Annotated in this window: 20 protein-coding genes and 2 pseudogenes; 10 read left to right on the plus strand and 12 right to left on the minus strand. The window is 63.2% G+C overall.

Features of this window, described 5'->3' with window-relative positions:
• The first annotated feature begins 127 nt into the window (after positions 1 to 127).
• The 8 genes and pseudogenes from DYE23_RS16580 to DYE23_RS16615 all read left to right on the plus strand — a co-directional run.
• Positions 128 to 481, plus strand: coding sequence for a molybdopterin oxidoreductase (locus tag DYE23_RS16580; protein WP_115327671.1), 354 nt, complete (start codon positions 128 to 130; stop codon positions 479 to 481).
• A 2-nt stretch (positions 482 to 483) separates the two neighbouring features.
• Positions 484 to 1695, plus strand: a complete 1212-nt coding sequence (locus DYE23_RS31755) for an FAD-dependent oxidoreductase (RefSeq protein ID WP_264032908.1) — start codon at positions 484 to 486, stop codon at positions 1693 to 1695.
• Between the two features lie 105 nt (positions 1696 to 1800).
• Positions 1801 to 2409 (plus strand): hypothetical protein, encoded by a 609-nt coding sequence (locus DYE23_RS30640; RefSeq protein ID WP_147292290.1) that lies wholly within the window; start codon positions 1801 to 1803, stop codon positions 2407 to 2409.
• Positions 2410 to 2449: 40 nt separating this feature from the next.
• Positions 2450 to 3399 (plus strand): annotated as a pseudogene (locus tag DYE23_RS31450) (IS3 family transposase); the annotation flags it as partial.
• A 98-nt stretch (positions 3400 to 3497) separates the two neighbouring features.
• Positions 3498 to 4580, plus strand: coding sequence for a tyrosine-type recombinase/integrase (locus tag DYE23_RS16600; protein ID WP_011895481.1), 1083 nt, complete (start codon positions 3498 to 3500; stop codon positions 4578 to 4580).
• Positions 4528 to 6459 (plus strand): tyrosine-type recombinase/integrase, encoded by a 1932-nt coding sequence (locus DYE23_RS16605; protein ID WP_235660318.1) that lies wholly within the window; start codon positions 4528 to 4530, stop codon positions 6457 to 6459. Before DYE23_RS16600 ends, DYE23_RS16605 begins: the two co-directional genes overlap by 53 nt.
• Complete coding sequence (locus DYE23_RS16610) at positions 6456 to 6755, plus strand: DUF6262 family protein (RefSeq protein WP_115326493.1); 300 nt, start codon at positions 6456 to 6458, stop codon at positions 6753 to 6755. The genes DYE23_RS16605 and DYE23_RS16610 overlap by 4 nt, the downstream gene beginning before the upstream one ends.
• A 34-nt stretch (positions 6756 to 6789) precedes the next feature.
• Positions 6790 to 7020, plus strand: a pseudogene (locus DYE23_RS16615) (integrase core domain-containing protein); the annotation flags it as partial.
• Here DYE23_RS16615 and DYE23_RS16620 read toward each other — a convergent pair.
• A complete protein-coding gene (locus tag DYE23_RS16620) occupies positions 6989 to 7690 on the minus strand; it encodes an MlaE family ABC transporter permease (protein WP_115329004.1) in 702 nt (233 codons plus the stop codon). The pseudogene DYE23_RS16615 and the gene DYE23_RS16620 sit on opposite strands and share 32 nt — an antisense overlap.
• Before the next feature lie 549 nt (positions 7691 to 8239).
• Between DYE23_RS16620 and DYE23_RS16625 the strand changes: the two genes are divergently transcribed.
• Positions 8240 to 8953, plus strand: coding sequence for a hypothetical protein (locus DYE23_RS16625; RefSeq protein WP_115327673.1), 714 nt, complete (start codon positions 8240 to 8242; stop codon positions 8951 to 8953).
• Between the two features lie 459 nt (positions 8954 to 9412).
• Here DYE23_RS16625 and DYE23_RS16630 read toward each other — a convergent pair whose 3' ends face one another.
• The 11 genes from DYE23_RS16630 to DYE23_RS16680 all read right to left on the minus strand — a co-directional run bounded on the left by DYE23_RS16630 (position 9413) and on the right by DYE23_RS16680 (position 19953).
• A complete protein-coding gene (locus DYE23_RS16630; protein WP_115327674.1) occupies positions 9413 to 11350 on the minus strand; it encodes a flavin-containing monooxygenase in 1938 nt (645 codons plus the stop codon).
• Positions 11351 to 11588: 238 nt separating this feature from the next.
• A complete protein-coding gene (locus DYE23_RS16635; RefSeq protein ID WP_115327675.1) occupies positions 11589 to 13163 on the minus strand; it encodes an aldehyde dehydrogenase family protein in 1575 nt (524 codons plus the stop codon).
• Positions 13164 to 13193: 30 nt separating this feature from the next.
• Positions 13194 to 13679: a MaoC family dehydratase gene (locus DYE23_RS16640; protein ID WP_115327676.1), complete on the minus strand. Its 486-nt coding sequence runs from the start codon at positions 13677 to 13679 to the stop codon at positions 13194 to 13196.
• Positions 13676 to 14905, minus strand: a complete 1230-nt coding sequence (locus DYE23_RS16645) for an acetyl-CoA hydrolase/transferase family protein (RefSeq protein WP_172527796.1) — start codon at positions 14903 to 14905, stop codon at positions 13676 to 13678. The genes DYE23_RS16640 and DYE23_RS16645 overlap by 4 nt, the downstream gene beginning before the upstream one ends.
• Before the next feature lie 20 nt (positions 14906 to 14925).
• Entirely contained in the window at positions 14926 to 15354 is a 429-nt protein-coding gene (locus tag DYE23_RS16650; RefSeq protein WP_115327678.1) for a nuclear transport factor 2 family protein, read from the minus strand.
• Positions 15355 to 15374: 20 nt separating this feature from the next.
• Positions 15375 to 15797, minus strand: coding sequence for a MaoC family dehydratase (locus DYE23_RS16655; RefSeq protein WP_115327679.1), 423 nt, complete (start codon positions 15795 to 15797; stop codon positions 15375 to 15377).
• A complete protein-coding gene (locus DYE23_RS31945) occupies positions 15790 to 16242 on the minus strand; it encodes an FAS1-like dehydratase domain-containing protein (protein WP_115327680.1) in 453 nt (150 codons plus the stop codon). Before DYE23_RS31945 ends, DYE23_RS16655 begins: the two co-directional genes overlap by 8 nt.
• Complete coding sequence (locus tag DYE23_RS16665) at positions 16242 to 16664, minus strand: Zn-ribbon domain-containing OB-fold protein (protein ID WP_115327681.1); 423 nt, start codon at positions 16662 to 16664, stop codon at positions 16242 to 16244. Before DYE23_RS16665 ends, DYE23_RS31945 begins: the two co-directional genes overlap by 1 nt.
• Positions 16661 to 17827 (minus strand): thiolase family protein, encoded by a 1167-nt coding sequence (locus DYE23_RS16670; protein WP_115327682.1) that lies wholly within the window; start codon positions 17825 to 17827, stop codon positions 16661 to 16663. The genes DYE23_RS16665 and DYE23_RS16670 overlap by 4 nt, the downstream gene beginning before the upstream one ends.
• Positions 17827 to 18717 (minus strand): SDR family NAD(P)-dependent oxidoreductase, encoded by an 891-nt coding sequence (locus DYE23_RS16675; RefSeq protein ID WP_115327683.1) that lies wholly within the window; start codon positions 18715 to 18717, stop codon positions 17827 to 17829. The genes DYE23_RS16670 and DYE23_RS16675 overlap by 1 nt, the downstream gene beginning before the upstream one ends.
• 3 nt (positions 18718 to 18720) lie before the next feature.
• Entirely contained in the window at positions 18721 to 19953 is a 1233-nt protein-coding gene (locus DYE23_RS16680) for a cytochrome P450 (RefSeq protein WP_172527797.1), read from the minus strand.
• 293 nt (positions 19954 to 20246) lie between these two features.
• Between DYE23_RS16680 and DYE23_RS16685 the strand changes: the two genes are divergently transcribed.
• Complete coding sequence (locus DYE23_RS16685) at positions 20247 to 20588, plus strand: 2Fe-2S iron-sulfur cluster-binding protein (RefSeq protein WP_235660429.1); 342 nt, start codon at positions 20247 to 20249, stop codon at positions 20586 to 20588.
• Positions 20589 to 20593 lie beyond the last annotated feature (5 nt).

The raw sequence follows: 20593 nt of genomic DNA on the forward strand, positions 1-20593 counted from the left end.
CGCGGTGAAAACTCACCCTCACACCGGGGTGCGCCTCACGGTGAGGCCGCGGATGTGTGATCGACGGGATGCACAGGCGACTTGCGGGGGAAACGACCCGGAAACACGGTGCTCCTAACTTCGAGCCATGACCGACGGAAGCACGCCCCGGTTCCTGCAAGGCGCGTTCGAGTTCGTCGGCGCCGGCTACGACAAGCCGGTGCCACTGGACGGGTCGTTGCGGTATGTGGTGCCGCCGGGGGCCACCACGCAGCCGGTGTACTTCCGCGGCGGGAACTCCGCCAAGCAGATGGTGACGGTCGTCCTGTTCCGCGACGGCGTCGCGATGCGCTACTTCCCGATCGCGGCGAAAGGGGCCACGCACGTCGCGCTGCGTGTGGTGGAGGACCTGCTCGCCGACACGGTGCTGGAGTTGTCTGTGGCCGCGCCGGACGGGGTGAAGGGCACGGTGATCGTCGACCTGGGTCTGGTGGAGTTCTAGCCATGGCGCAGCGTCTGGTGGTGGTCGGCAACGGCATGGCGGGGATCCGCGCGCTGGAGGAGGTCCTCGCGCGCGGCGGCGGAGATCACCGTGAGATCACCGTGTTCGGCGACGAGCCCTACGGAAACTACAACCGCATCCTGCTGTCCAATGTTCTTGCCGGGGTGGATGATCCGGCCGAGATCTACCTCAACACGATGGACTGGTACACCGACAACGGCATCGACCTGCGCGCCGGGGTGCGGGTGGTCCGGTTGGACACGTTCGCCCATCTCGTGCACGCGGACGACGGCACGACGCTGCACTACGACAAGCTGATCCTGGCCACCGGCAGCCGCTCGTTCTTCCCCCCGATGACGGGGCTGTGGGCCGACGACAAGACCCTGACCGACGGCGTGTTCGGGTTCCGCACGCTCGACGACACCGCGACCATGATCGCCGAGGCCGCCAACCGCACGAAGGCCGTCGTGATCGGCGGGGGGCTGCTGGGACTGGAGGCTGCCCGCGGGCTGCAGAACCGGGGCCTGACCGTCGACGTTGTGCACGCCGGACCCACGCTGATGAACGCCCAGCTCGACGATCCCGCTGGGGCGATCCTGCGAAAATCCGTGGAGAACCTCGGAATCGGCGTGCACACGGGTAAGCGCACCACCGAGGTGATCGTCGGCGACGACGGCAGACTGGCGGGCATCTCCTTCGCCGACGGGTCCGCGCTGGACTGCGACATGCTGGTCATCATGTACTGGTTCTCGCGTTCACAAGGCCATGTCAGCTTTGAGTCGCGGTTCGAGATGACTGCCCTGATGACGGTCGACTTTCGGGGCGACGCAATCGCGGTCAGCTCCAACCCATTCTGGCTGCTGTGGCCGAAGGGCCAGACGCACCACCGGCACGGCCCCGGACTTTTTCATCCGACGACGCGACGGATCAGCTCTCGTTGTCGACGTCAAGCCAGCAGATCGTCTCTGCGAGAAGGATCGGCTCCAGCATCAACGCACTCGCGATGTATGTCGCGAGTTGGACTGGGAGTACGAGGAATTCACAATGATAGACAAGACTGCAGAACGCAACCTACGGCTGCTATGCGCCTACCACCATCCGCGGTTCGCACCGTCAGCAGAAGCACGATCCGCTATCACGATCTGCGTGAATCGATCGGGGCGAAACGGCGTGCAATTCGGCGAGCTGATCGACAACGCTTCGGAAGGAGCTGAATTCGACGAAAGCCATCTCATCTGCAGCACGTACCACATGATCTGGAACAGAGAGATTCACGTCGACCTTGCCCGCCCGCTGACCTGGACCACGGTGATCACCTCGTGATCGAACTGCATATCGGCGACATCATCGAACTCCGTGGCCAGAGCTGGCATATCCGCGACAGCGACGGACTGGCCCTTCGACTCAAATGTCTCGATGACGGCAGCGACCTGACCTTGCCGGTAGCGATGTTGCTTTGCGACGATTCCTTCGTCGGTCCCGACGCCTCTGGACCAAGCATCGCCGATCAGAGGCTGCTCGACCTCGCCACCGACGAACAGCGACGAGATGCCCAGTTCTGGTATGAGCACCTCTCCGGTATCAAACACGCCATGGAACAGCCGGCTCAAAGACAAGCCACTCCGCGTACCCCGATCACGACTGTACAAGAACGACTTTCGGACAAGCGTGCCGAGTTACGAACCCTGGGGCGGCAGGTCTCCATGACCACTATGTGGCGTAAGTGGCAACGCTTCAACACTGCGGGCCTGCTCGGATGTATCGATCAGCGCGGCATGCCGGGTCACGTCCGTCTGCCCGGGGTGCACGAGCGTGTGATCATCGTCCTGGAGATGGTGAAGGCGCACTACGTAGACAAGTCGACGCCTACCAAGAAGCAGATCCTCGAACTCGCGGAGGGGTCTGCTGCACGACTAGGTGACATCTGAGTTGGCTTGCCCGTGACGGGTGGGCTGGAAGGATGTCCTTGTGCCTAGGCCTTACCCCCGCGAGTTCCGCGACGATGTCGTCCGGGTCGCCTGCAACCGCGGCGATGGTGTGACGATCGAGCAGATCGCCACCGATTTTGGTGTCCACCCGATGACGCTGACCAAATGGATGCGCCAAGCCGATATCGACGAGGGCACCAAGCCCGGCAAGAGCACCAGTGATTCCGCGGAGTTGCGGGAACTTCGTCGCCGAAATCGGTTGCTGGAGCAGGAGAACGAAATCTTGCGCCGGGCGGCCGCGTACTTGTCGCAGGCCAATCTGCCGGGAAAAGGCTCTACCCGCTCGTAAGTGAGCTCGCCGCCGACGGGATTCCCGTGGCGGTGACGTGCCGGGTACTCAAGCTCGCCCGCCAGCCCTACTACCGCTGGCGGGCCCATCCGGTCACCGACGCCGAAATCGTCGAGGCCTACCGGGCCAACGCGCTGTTCGACGCCCATAAAGACGATCCCGAGTTCGGGTACCGCTATCTGGTCGAGGAGGCCCGCGATGCTGGTGAGCCGATGGCCGAGCGCACCGCATGGCGGATCTGCTCTCAGCAGGGGTTGTGGAGCGTGTTCGGAAAGAAGCGCGGCAAGAACGGCAAACCCGGCCCACCAGTGCACGATGATCTGATCGAACGCGACTTCACCGCTAGTGAACCAAACGCGTTGTGGCTCAGTGACATCACCGAGCATCGCACGGGTGAGGGCAAGCTCTACCTGTGCGCGATCAAGGACGTGTTCTCCAACCGCATCGTCGGGTATTCGATCGACTCCCGGATGAAGTCCCGGTTGGCTACTGCCGCGCTCAGTAGTGCGGTGGCACGCCGCGGGGATGTGGACGGTTGCATTCTGCACAGCGACCGCGGCAGTCAATTTCGAAGCCGAAAGTTCGTCCACGCCCTGCACCATCACGGCATGGTCGGCTCGATGGGTCGTGTCGGGGCGTGCCTGTTGACCGGCTAATCGGGGACGGTACTGGCATGTAAACGACACGCCAGCAAGGAAAATGCTTGACCGGTGGGGGCCGGCGGGGTTGCACTTGTCTTATGACGATTCAGCATCAGCTGCGTCTGCAAGCAGGCACCGATGTCGCCTGGGTGTTGTCCGGTCCGGGTTGCGGGAAGTATGCGTTGGTCAACGAATACCTCAGGTATCTGGCCGACCGGAATTACTCTCCTCGCACGCTGCGGGCCTACGGCTATGACCTGTTGGCATTCTGCCGGTGGCTCGGCAGCGTCGACGTCGAGTTGAGTTCAGTGACCACCGAGACCGTGCTCGACTTCATGCGGCACTGCAGGCAGACTCCGATCGCGGGACGCCCCACCAACGTGGTGTCGATGACCGGCACGCGTCTCGACCGTTACTCGTCGACCACCATCAATCACCGGCTTGCCGCGTTGACGGGGCTGTTCACCTTCCGGGAGCTGCGTGACCCCGGACTGCGTACCCCAATCCCCAGCGGCCGCGAAGCGCGGCGGGTCAGCGCCGAGGAACGCAACGGCCTGCTCGGACATCTGGTGAGGCCGAAACGCCGATCGGCGCTGCGCCTGCGTGAACCGCGGCGGCTTCCGCGGGCTTTGAATCGCCGCGAGACCGCCGAGCTGTTATCGAGCCTGCGAACCTGGCGTGACCGAGCGCTGGCCGGGCTGATGTTGTTGTCCGGGTTGAGATCCGGGGAACTGCTCACCCTCGACGTGACTGACGTCGATATCGGAGCCCGCTGGGTGAAGGTGATGGGCAAAGGCGCCAAGGAACGCCGCGTGCCCCTCGATGTGGAGGTCGCAGGGCTGATCCAAACGTATCTTCTCGTCGAGCGACCCGAATCGGACAGCAACCGCCTTTTCCTGGTCGCCAAAGGCCCCCACCGGGGTCAGCCGTTGACCGCGGCCGGACTGCGCACCATCTTCCGGTATCACCGGATCAAGTCCGGAGTGCTCGCCGGTCACCCGCATGCGTTACGTCATACCTTCGGCACCGCGATGGCCGAGGCCGGTGTGGATCTAGCGGTGATGCAGGCACTGCTCGGACACGCCCACATCGACACCACAGCCCGCTACATCCATCTGGCACCCACCCATGTCAAGGCGGAATACGATGCTGCCCGAACACGATTACGCTCCCACACCTGAAACACCGGCGCAGATCTACGCCGCCTACCTGGTGCACCTACAACGCCGGGACCGCGGCAACACCGCCTACGCCCAGGCCGCCCGATCGTTCCTGCGGCGCTGGCCCCGAGTCCAGTCATGGGCCGACATCCCACTCGATGAGCAGCTGGCGGCGAACTGCTCGACACGCCCATTCGTCACCTTCTTGATGGTCAGCCGACGGTTGCAACCGGGCTACGACTACCTCGTTCACCGCAAGCTGTCGAGTCTGTGGCATGAGCTGACCGACAGTTGCCTGCAACCCGACCTCGATCAGTTCATCAGCGCAGCACTGGAACTGGGTTTCACCGAACGGGTCGCCTCGGCCATCGGCTCGCAGATCATCGCCCGGCTGCTGATCCAGACCGGCCGCCCCTTGACCGGCCTGCGGGAAAGCGACCTGCAGGAGTTGCTGCACGCCTGCCATGTTCGCCAAGAACGTACCGGACGCGGCGCCAAGCACTATCGCAGCACCACCCACAGTGCCCGCCAGATTCTGTTCCACCTCGGCATTCTTGATACACAGGCACGGCCGGCGGTCACTGCGTTGACCCTCGAGCAGCGGATGGTCGACGTTCCTGTCGCGCTGCGACCGGCGTTCGTGGCCTACCTGAACCGCAAATACGCCACCTGCGTGCCCAAAACGGTCAGTTCCCTGGCCACCCGATTGGCCCATTTCGGCCGGTACCTCGCCGCCGCCGACCCCAGCTTGACCTCCCTGAACCAACTGGACCGCCGCAGGCACATCGAACCGTTCATCACCTCGCTGACCACAGCCACCAACAGCGTCACCGGTGAGCCGATCACCGTCGCAGACCGGATCAGACGCATCCACGCGGTGGGAAACTTCCTAGCCGAGATCACCGAATGGGGATGGGACGACGCGCCACCGCGGCGCCTGATCTTCCGCACCGACCTGCCACGGCCACCCCGCTGCCTGCCCCGATACCTGCCCGTCGACTCCGACCGCAAACTCACTGCCGCACTGGCAAAATCACCCTACCGACTGGCCGCTGACGCACTGCTGGTGCAGCGAGCATGCGGACTGCGCATCGGTGAACTGCTCGACCTCGAACTCGACTGCATCCACGAGATCCCCGGCCAAGGATCCTGGCTCAAAGTTCCCCTCGGCAAGCTCAACTCCGAACGCATGATCCCCGTCGACGACGAGGTCCTCACCCTCGTGGACCGGATCACCACAACCCGCTCATCGGGCCGACCGATGATCCACCCCCGCACCGGAGCCCCAGCCGACTTCCTGTTCACCCACCACGGAAAACGACTCTCCCAGAACGCAGTACGTGAAGAATTGAACCGGGCAGCACAGGCCGCCAGCCTGGGACACATCACACCGCACCAACTGCGACACACCTACGCCACCGCGCTGATCAACGCCGGAGTCTCCCTGCAAGCACTCATGGCATTACTCGGCCACGTCTCCACCCAGATGAGCCTGCGCTACGCCCACCTCTTCGACCACACCGTACGCACCGAATACGAACGCGCCCTGGATCTGGCGAAGAGCCATATCGGAGCGCTGCCGAAAACCGCAGTCGGGCTGCCCATCACCGACATCACCGGCACCGGATGGAAGGACACACCGGCCATCAAATCCCGCCTCGCCGGCGGATACTGCCTACGCGCACCCGCGCAAGGATCCTGCCCCTACGCCAACATCTGCGAACACTGCCCAAGCTTTCACACCGACTCCACCCACCTGGCCGTCCTCGCCGCCCAACGCATCGACGCCCAAGATCTGGCAGCAGACGCAGAAAAACGAGGATGGATCGACGAAGCAGAGCGCCACCACAACCTCGTCTCCCGACTCGACGCACTCATCACCGGATCGGCATCCGCATGAATGAACCCGCCCTGCTCCGAGTCGAGCGCGTCTGCGCCGAACTCGCCACCTCAGGCCAACCCATCACCTTCACCACCGTGGCCGAACACGCCCAGATCAGCCGCGCGACGCTCTACCGCGACCACCAGCTCCGCGCCATCGTCGACGAACACCGCACCCGACAAACCGACGCCCGCACCCTGACCGGCCTGGCCACCGAAGTCGCACACCTGCGCACCGCCGTCGAAGCACTCGCCGCAGGAGTCAAACGCCACGAAGAACAAATCCGCAAGCTCACCAAACCACCCCGACGATGAACCATTCCGCCCAACACCGCGAGTCCATGAGCCCGGATTAGCCGGTCAAGCCGGCGACAACGCGGCCATGGAGAGCTTCTTCAGCCTGCTGCAGAAGAACGTCCTGGACCGCCGTCGGTGGGACACCCGCGAGCAACTACGCATCGCCATCGTGATCTGGATCGAACGCACCTACCACCGCCGCCGACGACAGCTCACCCTCGGGCGGTTGACCCCGATCGAATTCGAAGCAATCATGACCACGCCGGCCAGTCAGGCCGCGTGACGCAATCTGTCACCTGATCGTGCAGCAGACCCACCGTCTCGTTCACCGCATTGCCGACGCCGGCCGGTCCCCCGCCGACCGAAATGCCCTTGTAGCAAGCGATGAGGCCGGCACTGAGGCCGAACAGTGCCGCCTTGATGATGGAGATGATCACGTCGGCTCCCCCGGTGATCAACGTCAGTCCTGCGATGAACGCTCCTGGCGTCACGTGTTGGATGAACACGGCGAACGAGAAGCTTCCTGTCAGACCGACCAGGATGACGATCGAGGACAGCAGTGTCGCGACGACGGTCGCCGCGAGAACGCGGGGCACGACCAGGGCCTGAATCGGATCGATGCCCATAACCTTCAGCGCGTCGAGTTCCTCGCGGATGGTCCGCGCACCTAGGTCGGCGCACATCGCGGTCGCGCCCGCGCCGGCTACCACCAGTACGGTCACGACGGGCCCTAGCTGGGACACGACGCCGTAGGCGGCGCCGGTGCCTGACAAGTCCGCCGCACCGAGCTCGACCAGCAAGATGTTGAACGTGAACACGAGCAACACGGTGAACGGGATGGCCAACAGTATGGTCGGAAGTAGTGATACGCGGGCAACGAACCACGCCTGCAGCAAGAATTCTCGCCAGGCAAACGGCTTCGTCACGATCGCCACGACGGTGTCCAACGACATTCCGACGAAACCGCCGAAGGCGCGGACCGGTTTGGACGCAATGGTCTCGTAACGGCTCCGCAGCTGGCCCGCGCCACCCCGGCGATGCCGAGATACCTGGTCGGGCACTTCCGAGAATGCAGCCGGGACGGCGGGTTCACCCAACTGCAACCCACCCATCTTGTGAACCTCCTGAGACGACGCCGTCGCGGGCAACAGAGCCACCACCTGTCGCGTTACAAAAACTAAATTAGACTTAGCTCACAACGATTGCAACATCCGCGGCATTACTTGGGACGATGGCGCGCACAGGCGCCCACCTTACTGACGTCGCAGCTTATTTTTCGGTTCCCAGTTAGGTACGGCTTCCGATCCGGCTGGGCTCGCCGGTGCCGCGCTCGCCGGCGCCCATCAAGCGAGGGTGACCACTCCAGCAGAAGCCGCCCGTATCGGACGCAGCCTGCTTGCCATGTACCAAATGCTAACTAGAATATTGGCAGCTGCATAGGCGATGGATTGGGGAGAGACTTGGGTAACGCGTGGTCACAGCGCATTTGCGTCTGGAGCGGGGTGCTGTTTGCCGTCTTATTCTTCGTCGGTTTTGGTCTGATCGCACGGTACATTCCGCCCCCCGATCCGGCCCGCTCGGCAATTGACGTTGCATCCTTCTACCGCGACCACGCCAACGCCATCCGGGCCGGGATGATCCTGAGCATGTACGGGCTGGTGTTCTTTGTGCCCTTTACCGCGGCAATCTCGGTGCAGCTGAAGAGAATCGAGGGACAGCACACGCCGCTGTCCTATGCACAGCTCGGAATCGGTTGCACATTGCCGGTGGCGTTTTTCCCGGCGCTCTACTATTTCCAGGTCGCCGCCTATCGGCCGGAGCGGTCCGCGGAGGCGGTTCAGACACTTAACGACATGGGATGGCTCCCCTTCACCGGAATCGTCTACGCGATTTTCGTGCAGAACCTCGTCATCGGTATAGCGGTGCTATCCGACCGGCGGGGCAGCCCGGTGTTCCCGCGGTGGTATGGCTACTTTTGCCTCTGGACGGCGCTGCTGTACTGCCCAGCGAGTTTAGATGTGTTCTTCCAAGCAGGGCCGCTGGCATGGAACGGACTGTTCTCCTGGTGGCTGTCGTTGGTGGCATTCTTCGCCTGGATCGTGGTGACCGTTGTGATCACGCTGCAGGCCATCACCAGACAACATCTCAGCGACCAGGCTCAGACGGAACCGACGGATTCGCCAGCGTCCGTGGGCAGTGAGCCTTCGCGCGCCTAACCTCGCTGCCCGCCAGTCCAGCCACACCGCGTGTGGCCTCATCCATACGCGGCACCGCCCTCCCACGCCGCAGCGACGCATCAGCGGCGTGCACTCGTGGCGTACTCATGACTCTGGAGCCCTGTCATGAGATTCGTCTTGCCGACTGGCGTCGGTGCGGCAACGAGGATGCAGGCACCGGTTCCCACGCCGCGGAACCAAAGGCAGCCGGCGACCCGCACCCCAGGGAATCTGCAGCCGCGCAGCCTGATTCGGTAGTACGCGCACGACGGGCTACCGCCGGCCACCCGGTTTCAAGACGTGCATTGCATGGGTCTAAGCGCGGTCTAAGCGGCCGCATCGACTGACCGGACACGGAAAGTCGAGGAGCCGGCGACCCACGCAGTGCGGATGCCGCGCCACCACGCCGAAGCCAGCGATGGGGTGGCGGATTCGGCGTGGTGGGCCACGGGCGTGGCGTTAGTGCGCTGACTCGAGGTTGTCGCGCAGCGCGTCCTCGGTGACGAAATCCGTGAGGTCGGCATCGTGTGTCATGAGCCAATAGTCGACGACTCGGTACGGCGAGTTGGTGACGACTCGACCGCGGCTGTTTCGGTAGTAGGTCGTCATGCCCGGGTGGCTCCACACCAACTTCGAATGTTGCGTGTCGACTTCATTTACCCAGCGGTCGTGTATCTCTGGACGGCATTCCACTGCGCCGAGGCCGGCGGCAATCATCTTGGTGATGACATCGATGATGTAGCGGGCTTGGGATTCCCCGATGAAGAAGTAGGAGCCGCCGGAACCGGAATTCGTATTGGGTCCATACATCAGGAACAAGTTCGGGAAGCCCGGCACGGTTATGCCGAGGTGCGCCGTGGCATCGTCTTCGCCCCACGCCTCATGTATCCGTTTGCCCTCGCGCCCAATGAATTCGATCGGTTGCAGGTAGCTGGTCGTCTCGAAACCGGTCGAGAAAACCAGAATGTCAGCGTCGAACTGCTCACCAGCGGTGGTCACGACCCCGGATTCGGTGATCTCTGCGATACCGTCCGTGACGAGGGTCACGTCGTCGCGCTTGAGCGCAGCGAACCACCCATTGTCGAGGAGCATGCGCTTGCCGAAGGGCGGGTAATCCGGGAGGCACTTCTCGATGAGATCCGGCCGCCCCTCGAGCTGATCGACCAGATAGCGCGTGAAGTAGCGGCGGTGGCCGTCGTTGATCGGGTTGAGCGATCGCTTCGAATCGCCCCATTCCGGATCGATCGTCAGCGACGGATGGATACGATCGTTGAACGTCCATGCCAGCCGGAATCGGTACCAGGCGTGGTAATTCGGGACGTGCTTCATCAGCCAGTGCACGTCTTCGGGGATCGCAGCGAAGTACTCCGCGCAGGGAGCAACCCACTGCGGGGAGCGCTGGAAGATGGTCAGTTGTTCCACCTGGTCGACGATGGCAGGCACTAGCTGCATTGCGCTCGCGCCGCTTCCGATGACGGCAATCCGCTTTCCGCTGATCTCGAGGTGTTCGGGCCAGTCGGCGGTGTGAAACTTAGGTCCTCGGAATTTGTCTAGCCCCGGGATATCTGGTGTCTTGGGCTTATCGAACAGCCCGACACCGCTGATGACGACGTTGCCGCAATGGGCCTTGACGCTGCCGTCTTCAGAACGCGCATACACCGTCCAGCGTTGGGTGTCCTCATCGTACTCCGCGCGCTCGACTCGGGTGCCGAAGGCGATGTCGCGCCGAATGTCAAAGTGGTCCACGGCTTCTTGGATGTAGGCCACCATTTCGTCGCGCTTACCGAAGTGCATTGACCAATCACGGGGGAAAAAGGAGAAGGAGTACAGATAGCTCGGCGTGTCGACGCCGGCCCCCGGATAGCGGTTGGTGAGCCACACTCCACCGACATCGCTGCTGCGTTCGAGGATGACGAACGGAATCCCGAGTTGGCGTAGCCGGGCCGCGGCGATGATGCCTGAAATCCCGGCGCCGATGATGACGACCGAGAAATCCTCGACCGCTAGGGGTTCGGGGTCGGGCGTCGGCGCTAGGCCCATCTCCTCGCGCATCACTCGCTCGTACTCCGGCGGGACGTCCTCATCGACACAGATGCTAAGCATCTTGCGCAGCAGCTCGGGATCGGGCAGCGGGACCGCCGCCGACTTACCCGCCGACCATGCTGAAATGGCCGATACCGCGCACCGGCGAATCTCGTTGGCCACATCGGGGTCAAAACCGCCGGAATCGTTGGGACTCAGCCCTGATGAACGGGTGGGACGGAACGGATCGTTGAGCCAGCGTTCCTCGCCGGTGAGCTGATACAGAACCATGGTCAGCGTGGGCAGGTTGGCAGCATTCACGGCGTGCTCCAAACGCCGCTCGTCGATCGGGCTATCCGGCGGGGTCATCGACATAGGAATCTTCTCCTTGGTACGCCCGGGGCGGCCTGCGCAACCCGGCACTTGTATCTAAATCAGTTTAGATTATGAATGCCGGGAGTGCAGCAATCTCATCCAGGACTTAGCAGGTATGGCTTGTAGATAAGTGTTTTCGCCGACGCGCCGGAGTGAACGCGCAGCAAAATAGACTCAGAAAGTTGTCTGACGACGCCCACCTGGTCGTGCGGACCAGGAACTCGCGGGTGATACCGGGTCAGCGTCTGTTCGCGCGACCCATCCTGCGGCGCCAATCGTGGGCGCCGAGCAGTCGCACCAGTTTGGCTTGCAGTTTGCTCTTCGTCGGGATGTAGGGATACCAGTGCGGCTCGGAACTGAGGGTGAAGCGCTCTGAGACCACTGATTGTTGCCGGCAGAACTTGAGGATCCCGGCGGGGCCGCCCGAGCGGCTGCCCAGACCTGATTCCTTCCAGCCACTCATCGGAATGGTCAATTGAAAGGTGCTCATCATGACGTTGTTCTGATTGACTGCGCCGGCATCGAGCTTGCGGGTGATGCGATCGGCACGGTCCGGGTCGCGGGTCCATACGCTAGCGCTCAACCCGTAGTGCGAGTCGTTGGCCAACCGGATGGCCTCATCTTCGTCGGCGACCTTCATGATCGGCAGTGTGGGGCCGAAGGTTTCGTCGCGCATGCACAGCATGCTGTGGTCGACGTCCACGAGAACGGTGGGTTCGAAGAATTGTCCGTGGGGGCCACGTTTTCCGCCGGCCAGGACGGTAGCCCCCTTGGCCACGGCGTCCTGGACGTGATGTTCGACGATGTCCAGTTGCGCCGGGGTGCACATGGCTCCCACATCAGTGCTGAAGCTGCCGTCGGGATCCATGCCCTGGCGGAGCGCCTTGACCTTCTCGGTCACTTTCGCAACGAACTCGTCGTATACCGGAGTTTCGACGTAGACCCGCTCGACGGAAATGCAGATTTGTCCCGAGTTCCACATCGAGCCCCACGCGGCGGCGCCGGCCGCTCGGTCGATGTCGGCATCTGCCAAGACGATCATCGGGTCCTTACCGCCCAGCTCAAGGCTGCACGGAATCAATCGCTCGGCCGCACGCGCGGCGATCTTGCGTCCGGTGCTTGTGGATCCGGTGAACATCACCATGTCGACTTCGTCGACGACGGCCGCACCGGTCTGCGGGCCGCCGGTCACGTTGGCCATCACTGGGGGGGCGCCGATGTCCTCGAGCCAACCTCTGGTGGCTTCTTGCCATGTCAAGGGCGTGAATTCAGAGGGCTTGAAAAGCACTGCTGCACCGGCCATTAGCGCTGCCACACCGTCGAGCATGGGGCCGCCCAACGGGCCGTTCCAGGGCGTGAGCATGCCTACCAGTTGATAGGGGCGGGTAAAGACCCGCAGCTTCTTGGTGACGGCGTTGGGTCCCCAGCCTGCGACCTTGCGATCGGCGAGGAATTCGGCGGCGTGTCCGCTGTAGTAGTTGATCAGGTCGACAGCCATGGAGATTTCCAGTGCTGCATCCCCCCACGATTTGCCGGTCTCTTCCTGCATGATGCCGACCAGGTGAGTTTCGTTGTCCAGGATCCAGTCGAGGAAATTGCGCATGTGGGCTGCGCGTCCGGTTGGTCCGAGGTCTTCCCATGCCGGCTGGGCGGCGCGCAGTCGCGTCGCCGCGCTCGCCACTTCGGCCGGTCCGAGGTCGGGCACACTGGCGATCAGGCGTCCATCGGCGGGGCAGCGCACCTCGATGACAGCACCGCGAGCGCCGTTGACATCGCTGTCGTCGGGCCGGGAAGCAGTCTGTGCTGTAGCCATTTTCGACTCCTCTGCTGTGAACGACTCGTGTCAGCCGTCAGTGGTTGCCGACGGGGGGCTGCAGATCACCAGCGCAGCCCGTCGCGCGGTGCATACCATTGCTCCGCGTTGGTTGGTGCCGCGGTGCTCAAAGGTTACGACCCCTTGTCCTGGCCGCGAGGTGGACGGGCGTTTGTCGAGGATCTCGGTCTCGGCAGTCAGGGTGTCACCGATCAGGACTGGCGCGGGAAACCGGATGTCGGAGAATCCGAGGTTGGCGACGGTCGTTCCTTCGGTGAGGTCGGCGACGCTGAGACCCACCACGGTCGATAGCGTGAACAGACTATTGACGAGGCGTTCACCGAACTCTTGTGTCGCGGCGAACGCCGCGTCCAGATGCAGACTCTGGGTGTTCATGGTCAGCGTGGTGAACAGCACGTTGTCGGCCTCGGTCACAGTGCGCCCGGGCCGATGCTCGTACACGTCGCCGACGATGAGCTCCTCGAGATACTTCCCGCGCCGACGGTAGATGGTCACGGCGTGCCCTGGGCGAGAGCTGTCAACGTGTGCCGGTGGTCGGGATGGGCGATCTCGATCAGCGCCTGTCGCCGCTCGGCGAGGCTGCGCCCGTCGAGGCGCGCCACGCCGTATTCCGTCACCACCACATCGACCATGGAACGGGGAATGGTGACCGCGGCAACCGAACCCACGATGCGCGAGAACCCTTTGGGCGTGGCCGAGGGCAGCGCAATTATGCGCAACCCGCCGGCCGAGCGGCTGGCGGCGTCGACGAAGTCGAGGCTGCCACCCACTCCGGAGATCTGCCTTCCCCGCAGCACCTCGCTGTTCACCTGGCCGTTGATATCGACCTCGACGGCGGTGTTGATCGAGACCAGTCGTGGTGTACGAGCCAATATCCGGGCATTATGTGATGTTGCGGAGGGATGGACCGCGACGGCGGGGTTATAGTCGGCGAAACGCATGAGGCGCGTAGTGCCCATCAGTTCCGGTGACAAGATTGCAGGTTGGTCGCCATCGACTGGAATAACACCCTGATCGAACAGATTCACCATCTCGTCGGTGGCCATTCCGGTGAACCGCACCGTGCCGAGGTTCGCGCCCGCCAGGGAGTTGACGACCGCTTCGGGAATGGAGCCGATGCCGATTTGCAGAGTTGGATGCTCGGGCAACAGGTTCACGATGAGTTCTGCGATGCGATTACTGATCTCGCTGGGCGGTGCGGATTGGTATTGCGGTGTCTGCTCGGCGGTGTCGATCAGCGCATCGAACAACGATTCATGGACGGTGGTATTGCCAAGAGTCCATGGCAGGTCTGGGTCGATCTCGCCAATGCGGACCCGGGCCAGCCGCAGGGCGTCGAGGTTATAGCCGGCGGAGGGTCCTAGCGAGCAGTAGCCGTGCCGGTCCGGGGGGGTTATCCGCACCAGTGCGACGTCCACCCCCCAGGCCTCCAAGAGCGCGGCGATCCGGGAGGCGCGCGTCGGCACGAATTTGGCAACGCCGTCGGCAATCAGATCCGCGATCGGCGCCATGACATGCCAAGTGCAGTACTGGAGGTCTCCGGCGCGGACCGCGTCGAGGAACGGATAGTCGCCCAGCAGAAGCCCCGAGCTCAGGGTCCAATCCCGACCGTGGGCTTCTTTGCTCAGCGCCTGCAGCAGGGTGGTTGGTGCGCCGCAACCGGGTGCGGCCACCAGATGTGCACCGTCGCCGGCCAGCATCAGCGCGTCGGCGGGCTCCATCGTGCGCGAAGTCGCTCGCCTCATTGCGGCTGCGCCATCGCGGCTTCGACCGCGGTTTTGGAGAATGCCTCGTCGAATGCCCGCTCGTCGGACTGGAATTCGTCGACTTCGACGATCCGGCCGTTGGCGATGCGATACACCAGGCACTCCCGCAGGCGCACCGTCTTGCCGCCGACGTTCACGATGCCGTACTGGTATGCGGCGGCGTACTCGGCGCTGGTGGTGATGTCGATGATCTCGAATTGTGCTGGGCCGGTGAATATCCGCTTCATTTTGCCGAACAGCGCAAAGATGGCGCTGCGACCGGCATAGACGCCCGAGAGTGCGTTGGCGCCGGGCACTCGCCAGATGCAGCTCTCGTCGAGTGCGGCTTCAATCCCCGCCCGGTCCTGACCGGATAGCGCGGCCATGAGGCGGCGCACGAGCTGTGCGTTCGGATGTTCGGTCATCGGTTCCTTCCTCACAAAAGTCAGACGCGGGCCGTCGCATCGCCCGACAGCACAACTACGCCGTGATGATTGGTTGTGCGGATCTCGAAGTCGACCTCATCGCCGTGCGCACTGCTGCGTACGGCGACTGCCGTTGCCACTGCGTGTAGTGCGTCACCTGGCCACACGGGGTGCACGAAACGTGCTCGGTATCGCACCAGTCGATTTCGGCCTACCCACTCGGCCAGCAGCGTTTCGGTGGCCGCCATCGTCAACATGCCGTGGGCCATGACGCTGGGGTATCCCGACAGCTGCGCCCACGGTTCGTCGGTGTGCAGCGGGCTGTAGTCACCGGAAGCAGCTGCATACTGGACGATTTGGGTGCGGGTCACTTCGGCGTCCACCACCGCCTCGCGGCGGGCGCCGATGACGAATTTCTGGTCGGTGTGGAGATCGCTACCCATGGCCGGCGTCGACCTCATTAGCGGCGAACTCGGTGTCGACCAGAACCATTCGCGAACGCAGAACCAGCTCGCCCGCAGTATTTCGATACTCCCTGATGAGCTCTCGGAATTTCAGCGTCCCGGGCCGCCGACTTTGCTTTTGCCAGCTGGCGCCTTCGTATTCTGTGACCGCAAGGCGATCTCCCACGTGCATGCCAGCGAAGTACTCGAATTCTTGCTCAGCGTGAAGCACGCTGCCGCCCGGCGTTGAACTACCAACTGCCAACGCCCCCGTGGGGCGTAGGCCCCGCATGTGTTGGGGATCGAATTGGATTGACGCGGCGGGGAAGGTCAGCGGCACCACAGTCCCGTTTTCCGGCACTTCGCGAGCGAGTCGCTGGTCGCCAACAGCTCGAGCAAACGCCAGAACATGACCCGGCTCGATCTCGAAAGTGTAAGTCCCCATTACGGCTCCGGAGTGACTGGCCGAAAGCGGGGCAGAGCACCGTCACCACCGGTGGCGCAGAACACCACCTCCACAGGTTGGCCGATCGACAACTCGGTGGGATCGCAGCCGATGATGTTGGTCAGCATCTTGGGACCCTCATCGAGTTCGACCATGGCGAGTACGTAGGAGCCGGCGTCTGCGTATTCCAGGATTCCGCGGGTCGTCACCGTGTGGCTGTAAATGCTGCCCCGGCCGCTGGCCTCGATGTAGGCCAGGTTGGTGTGGTGGCAATTCGCGCAGACGTATCGGGGGTAGTAGCCGGCGAGTCCACAGTCTGCACACCGCTGCAGCAACAACTTCCCGTCCAGCGTCGCGGCCCAGAACACCGAGGTGTCGGGTGTGACACCCGGCGGCGGCGACGGTAATTGGGGTGCGCTCATGCGTCCTCCCGGCCTAGAACGACGGTCGCGTTGCCCATGCGTGTGCTCAGCCAGCCCCCGGTTCCGTGGGCCAGCGCAAGGTTGCAGTCAGAGATCTGCACGGCGGGATGGGCTTCGCCGCGCAGCTGACGGACTGCCTCGATGATTTTCGTCATTCCCCCGCGGTTGGCCGGGTGGTTGTTACATAGGGATCCGCCGTCGGTGTTGAACGGCAGTCGGCCATGGGGAGCCTGCAGCGCACCGTCGAGGACGAACGTGCCGCCGTCGCCCTTGGCGCAGAAGCCCAAGTCTTCGAGCGCCAACAACACGGTGATGGTGAACGAGTCGTACAGCCCGACGTAATCGATGTCGGCAGGACGCACCCCGGCCTCGGCGAACGCGTCGCTGCCCGACCGCACACCACCGGTCACGGTGATGTCTTGCCAGCCGCCGCGGGTGTGCTCGACGGTCTCTCCGTGTCCGAGGATTTTCACGCAGTCGCGGTCCAGCGTGGAGGCGACGTCGTCAGCGACGATCACGAGGGCTCCCCCACCGTCGGTGACTACGCAGCAATCAAGGCGATGCAGCGGCGTCGACACCATCGGGGAATTCACCACGTCCTCGACAGTGACGACCTTCGGCAACAGGGCGTGTGGGTTGTGTTGAGCGTGTGTTGAGGCGGCCACTTTGATTTCGGCGAGTTGCTCGCTGGTGGTCCCGTATTGATACATGTGCCGTTGCGCCGCAAGGGCGTATAGCGCACTGACGTTAGCTCCGAAAATCGGTTCGAACGATTTTTCCGGCGGATCGCCCATCAGCTGCCCGGGGGCCCGCAGCGAGGTCGTGCGGGGGCGCCCTCCCAAAGTGATGAGCGCGATCCGGCATTTCCCGGCGGCGACGGCTGCCGCGGCATGCCCCACGTGGGACATGTACACCGAGCCACCCATGTCGGAGCTGTCCATGTAGCGCAATTTGAGGCCGAGGTAGTCGGCCATCGCCAGACCCCCCAGCCCAGGGGCGTCGCCCCCGCAGAAGTAGCCGTCGACATCGGCGAGGTCAAGGCCGGCGTCGGCCAGGGCACCCAGGGCTACTTCGGCGTGAATCTGCGGGATCGACTTGTCGGGCAGTTCGCGTCCGGGATGTTCGAAAGCCCCTGCGATGAAAGCTTTTCCTTTGATGGACATCAGATGAACGGGTTCGGCGGGGCCGCTTCGGTGATGGGACGGAATTGTGTCTCCACCTCTTTGGCCATTTCCTGCAGATCCCAGGGGCCCTCCGAGCGCAGGGTCACCAGTGGTTCGGGGTCGCTGTAGAGCGACACCTCATAGCCCCGCGCGTGCACCACGTGACCGTTGAGCCATCCGGATTGCTCAGAGCCCAGGTAAGCGGCGATGGGGGCGATACTGTCGGGCGAGAGTTCGTTGCCACCCGTGCTGTAGGCGTCGTCTTTGATGGTCGCCGTCATCCGCGTTGCCGCTGCCGGCGAGACGGCGTTGGTCGTCACTCCGTACTTCTTGAGCGCGAACGCGCACGAATAGGTCAGTCCGACGATCCCCATCTTCGCGGCGGAGTAATTCGGCTGTCCGGGGGCCCCGTGCAGGCCGGCCCTCGAGGTGTAGTTGATGATTCTGTGTTGGGCGTTGGGATTGTCGAGTTTGCGCCAGTAAGCGGCGGCAGGCCTGATGGTGTTGAAATGCCCTTTGAGGTGGACCCGAATCACGGCGTCCCACTCCTCTTCGGTCATGTTGAAGATCATCCGATCACGCAAGATTCCGGCGACATTCACCAGTACATCGAGCTTTCCGAACCGCTCGATGGTTGACTCGACGAGATCGCGGGCAGCCTCGTGGTCGGAGATGTCGGCCCCGTTCGTGATCGCGGTGCCGCCATTTTGCTCAATCTCATGCGCCAGTTCGAGTGCTGGGTTGCCGTCGCTTTCCAGCCCACTCAGCGACGCCCCAATGTCATTGATGACGACCGTGGCTCCCTCGCGGGCGAACAGCCGGGCGACCGCGCCGCCGATGCCGCGGCCACCACCGGTGACGATGGCTACACGCCCCTCCATAATTCCCATAGATCAACGCTCCAGAAAGACCGGCAGTGCAATGGGGCCACGGGCGAATGCCGGTCGATACTTCACTTCGTAGCCGGGTTGGAGCTGAAAGACACTCAACTCACTAATCGCGCGGACTGCTGCTTTGAGCTCCCGCCGCGCCAGGTGATTGCCAAGGCATCGATGGATCCCGGCGCCGAAAGCCAGGTGCGCCGAACCATTCGGACGATTGAAATCGAGGGTGTCTGGATCGGGGAATTTCTCCGGATCATGGTTGGCCGCAGCCCAATTCAGCAAGATGCGGTCGCCACTTCTCATCGGGCAGCCGCGAACTTCGGTGTCGGCGGTCAGCGTCCGCCCGGCCGTGGGAACCGGTGTTTCCAGCCGAAGGAATTCCTCGACATGCTTGTCCAGCACTTTGTCGCTGGCACCGCGCAGGCTTTCACGCAGATCGTTGTCCGTGCTCAGGATGCGGGCGATGCCGGCCAACGCCCCCATCGTGGTCTCCATGCCGCCCATGATTGCCATGTTCAGCGTCTCCATCCTGGTCCGGTCGTCGAGTTCGAGCCCGTCGTCGAATTCCCCGGTGCCGAGGTGGGCGATCACCCCCGCCAGGTCGTCGGTTCGCCCCTCGTCGCGGCGCTTCTGCAGCAGCTCGATGCAGAACATGAACAATTTCGGGGCGACTTCGAGCGCTCTGTCGGGTTGTGTCAACAGGACGTCGAGGACCTCCAGAACCCAGCCGATGTCGGTGGACTTCTGGTCCAGGAAGCTTTCGAAAAATACGATCGGCGGCAGTTGGGAGGTGAAGCCGGCAATGAAGTCCGCGGGGCTCTGCTTCACACAGTTGTCGATCAGGCGGTCGACGGTCGCACGGATGCTGGGCTCGGCTGCGGCTAGCGCCTCGGGCGTGAACAATGGGTTGAGCGCCTTGCGAACACCGCGATGCAGAGGCGGATCGGTCTCCAGCGGCACCATCCGGAGGATGTCGAGATCGAACTGGACTGGCGCCGCGCCCTCAGCACTGCTGAAGACGTTCCAGTTGACCGCTGCATCCATCACGTCTTGGTACTTGTTGATCACCCAGAAGCCCGTGTCCTCCGCACTCCAGTGCGCGGTGCTGAACACGACCGGACATGTCTCCCGCAACGCGTTGACCCGAGGCCAGAAGTCGTCGGCGAGTTCGAGGTCGAGCGGATTGAAGTCGACGGGCGATGTGCCGACCGGTGCCGGTTCGGCGATGTCGTGCTCGGTCATGTTGCAGCTCCTGTCTGAAGTCTCGCCCTGCACATTGAATCCCGTGTCGGCCGGCGGGTCACGTCGGCGGCCCGATTCCGGATCATCCGCATCCTGAGATCAAATCCTACGCAGATTTAGAACTACTTGGTTTCTATACTTCTGGGCCTGAAGCTGTCAAGCGCGTCACATCTGCGGCAAGAAACGCTGGAAGTTGTGCTCGCGGTGCCGATCACCCCGCCGGACCGGCACCGCGAGTGGTCTGGGCGTTGGTGCAACAGATTCGGTTTTCGTTTAGACTGCCCACTACGAGCGTGCAGGAGGTAGCAGTCGTGGTGAAAGTGACATACATCCGCCCCAGCGGCGACGCGGTGATCGTGGAGGTGGCCGAGGGAATCTCGGTCATGCAAGGCGCGATCGCCAACGAAGTTTCGGAGATCGTCGCCGAGTGCGGGGGCACTCTGGCGTGTGCCACATGCCACGTGTATGTCGATGGGGACCATGCAGAGCGGCTGGCCACACCCAGCGAAGACGAACAGGAGATGCTCGACTACACCGCGTCGCCTCGTATGGCGAACTCTCGGTTAAGTTGTCAGATCTTAGTCGGACCCGAAGTTGACGGCCTCGTCGTGCGAGTGCCGCCCACCCAGTTATGACATCG

Origin of the sequence: Mycolicibacterium gilvum (genome assembly GCF_900454025.1) — a bacterium.
GTDB classification, from domain to species: Bacteria; Actinomycetota; Actinomycetes; order Mycobacteriales; family Mycobacteriaceae; genus Mycobacterium; species Mycobacterium gilvum.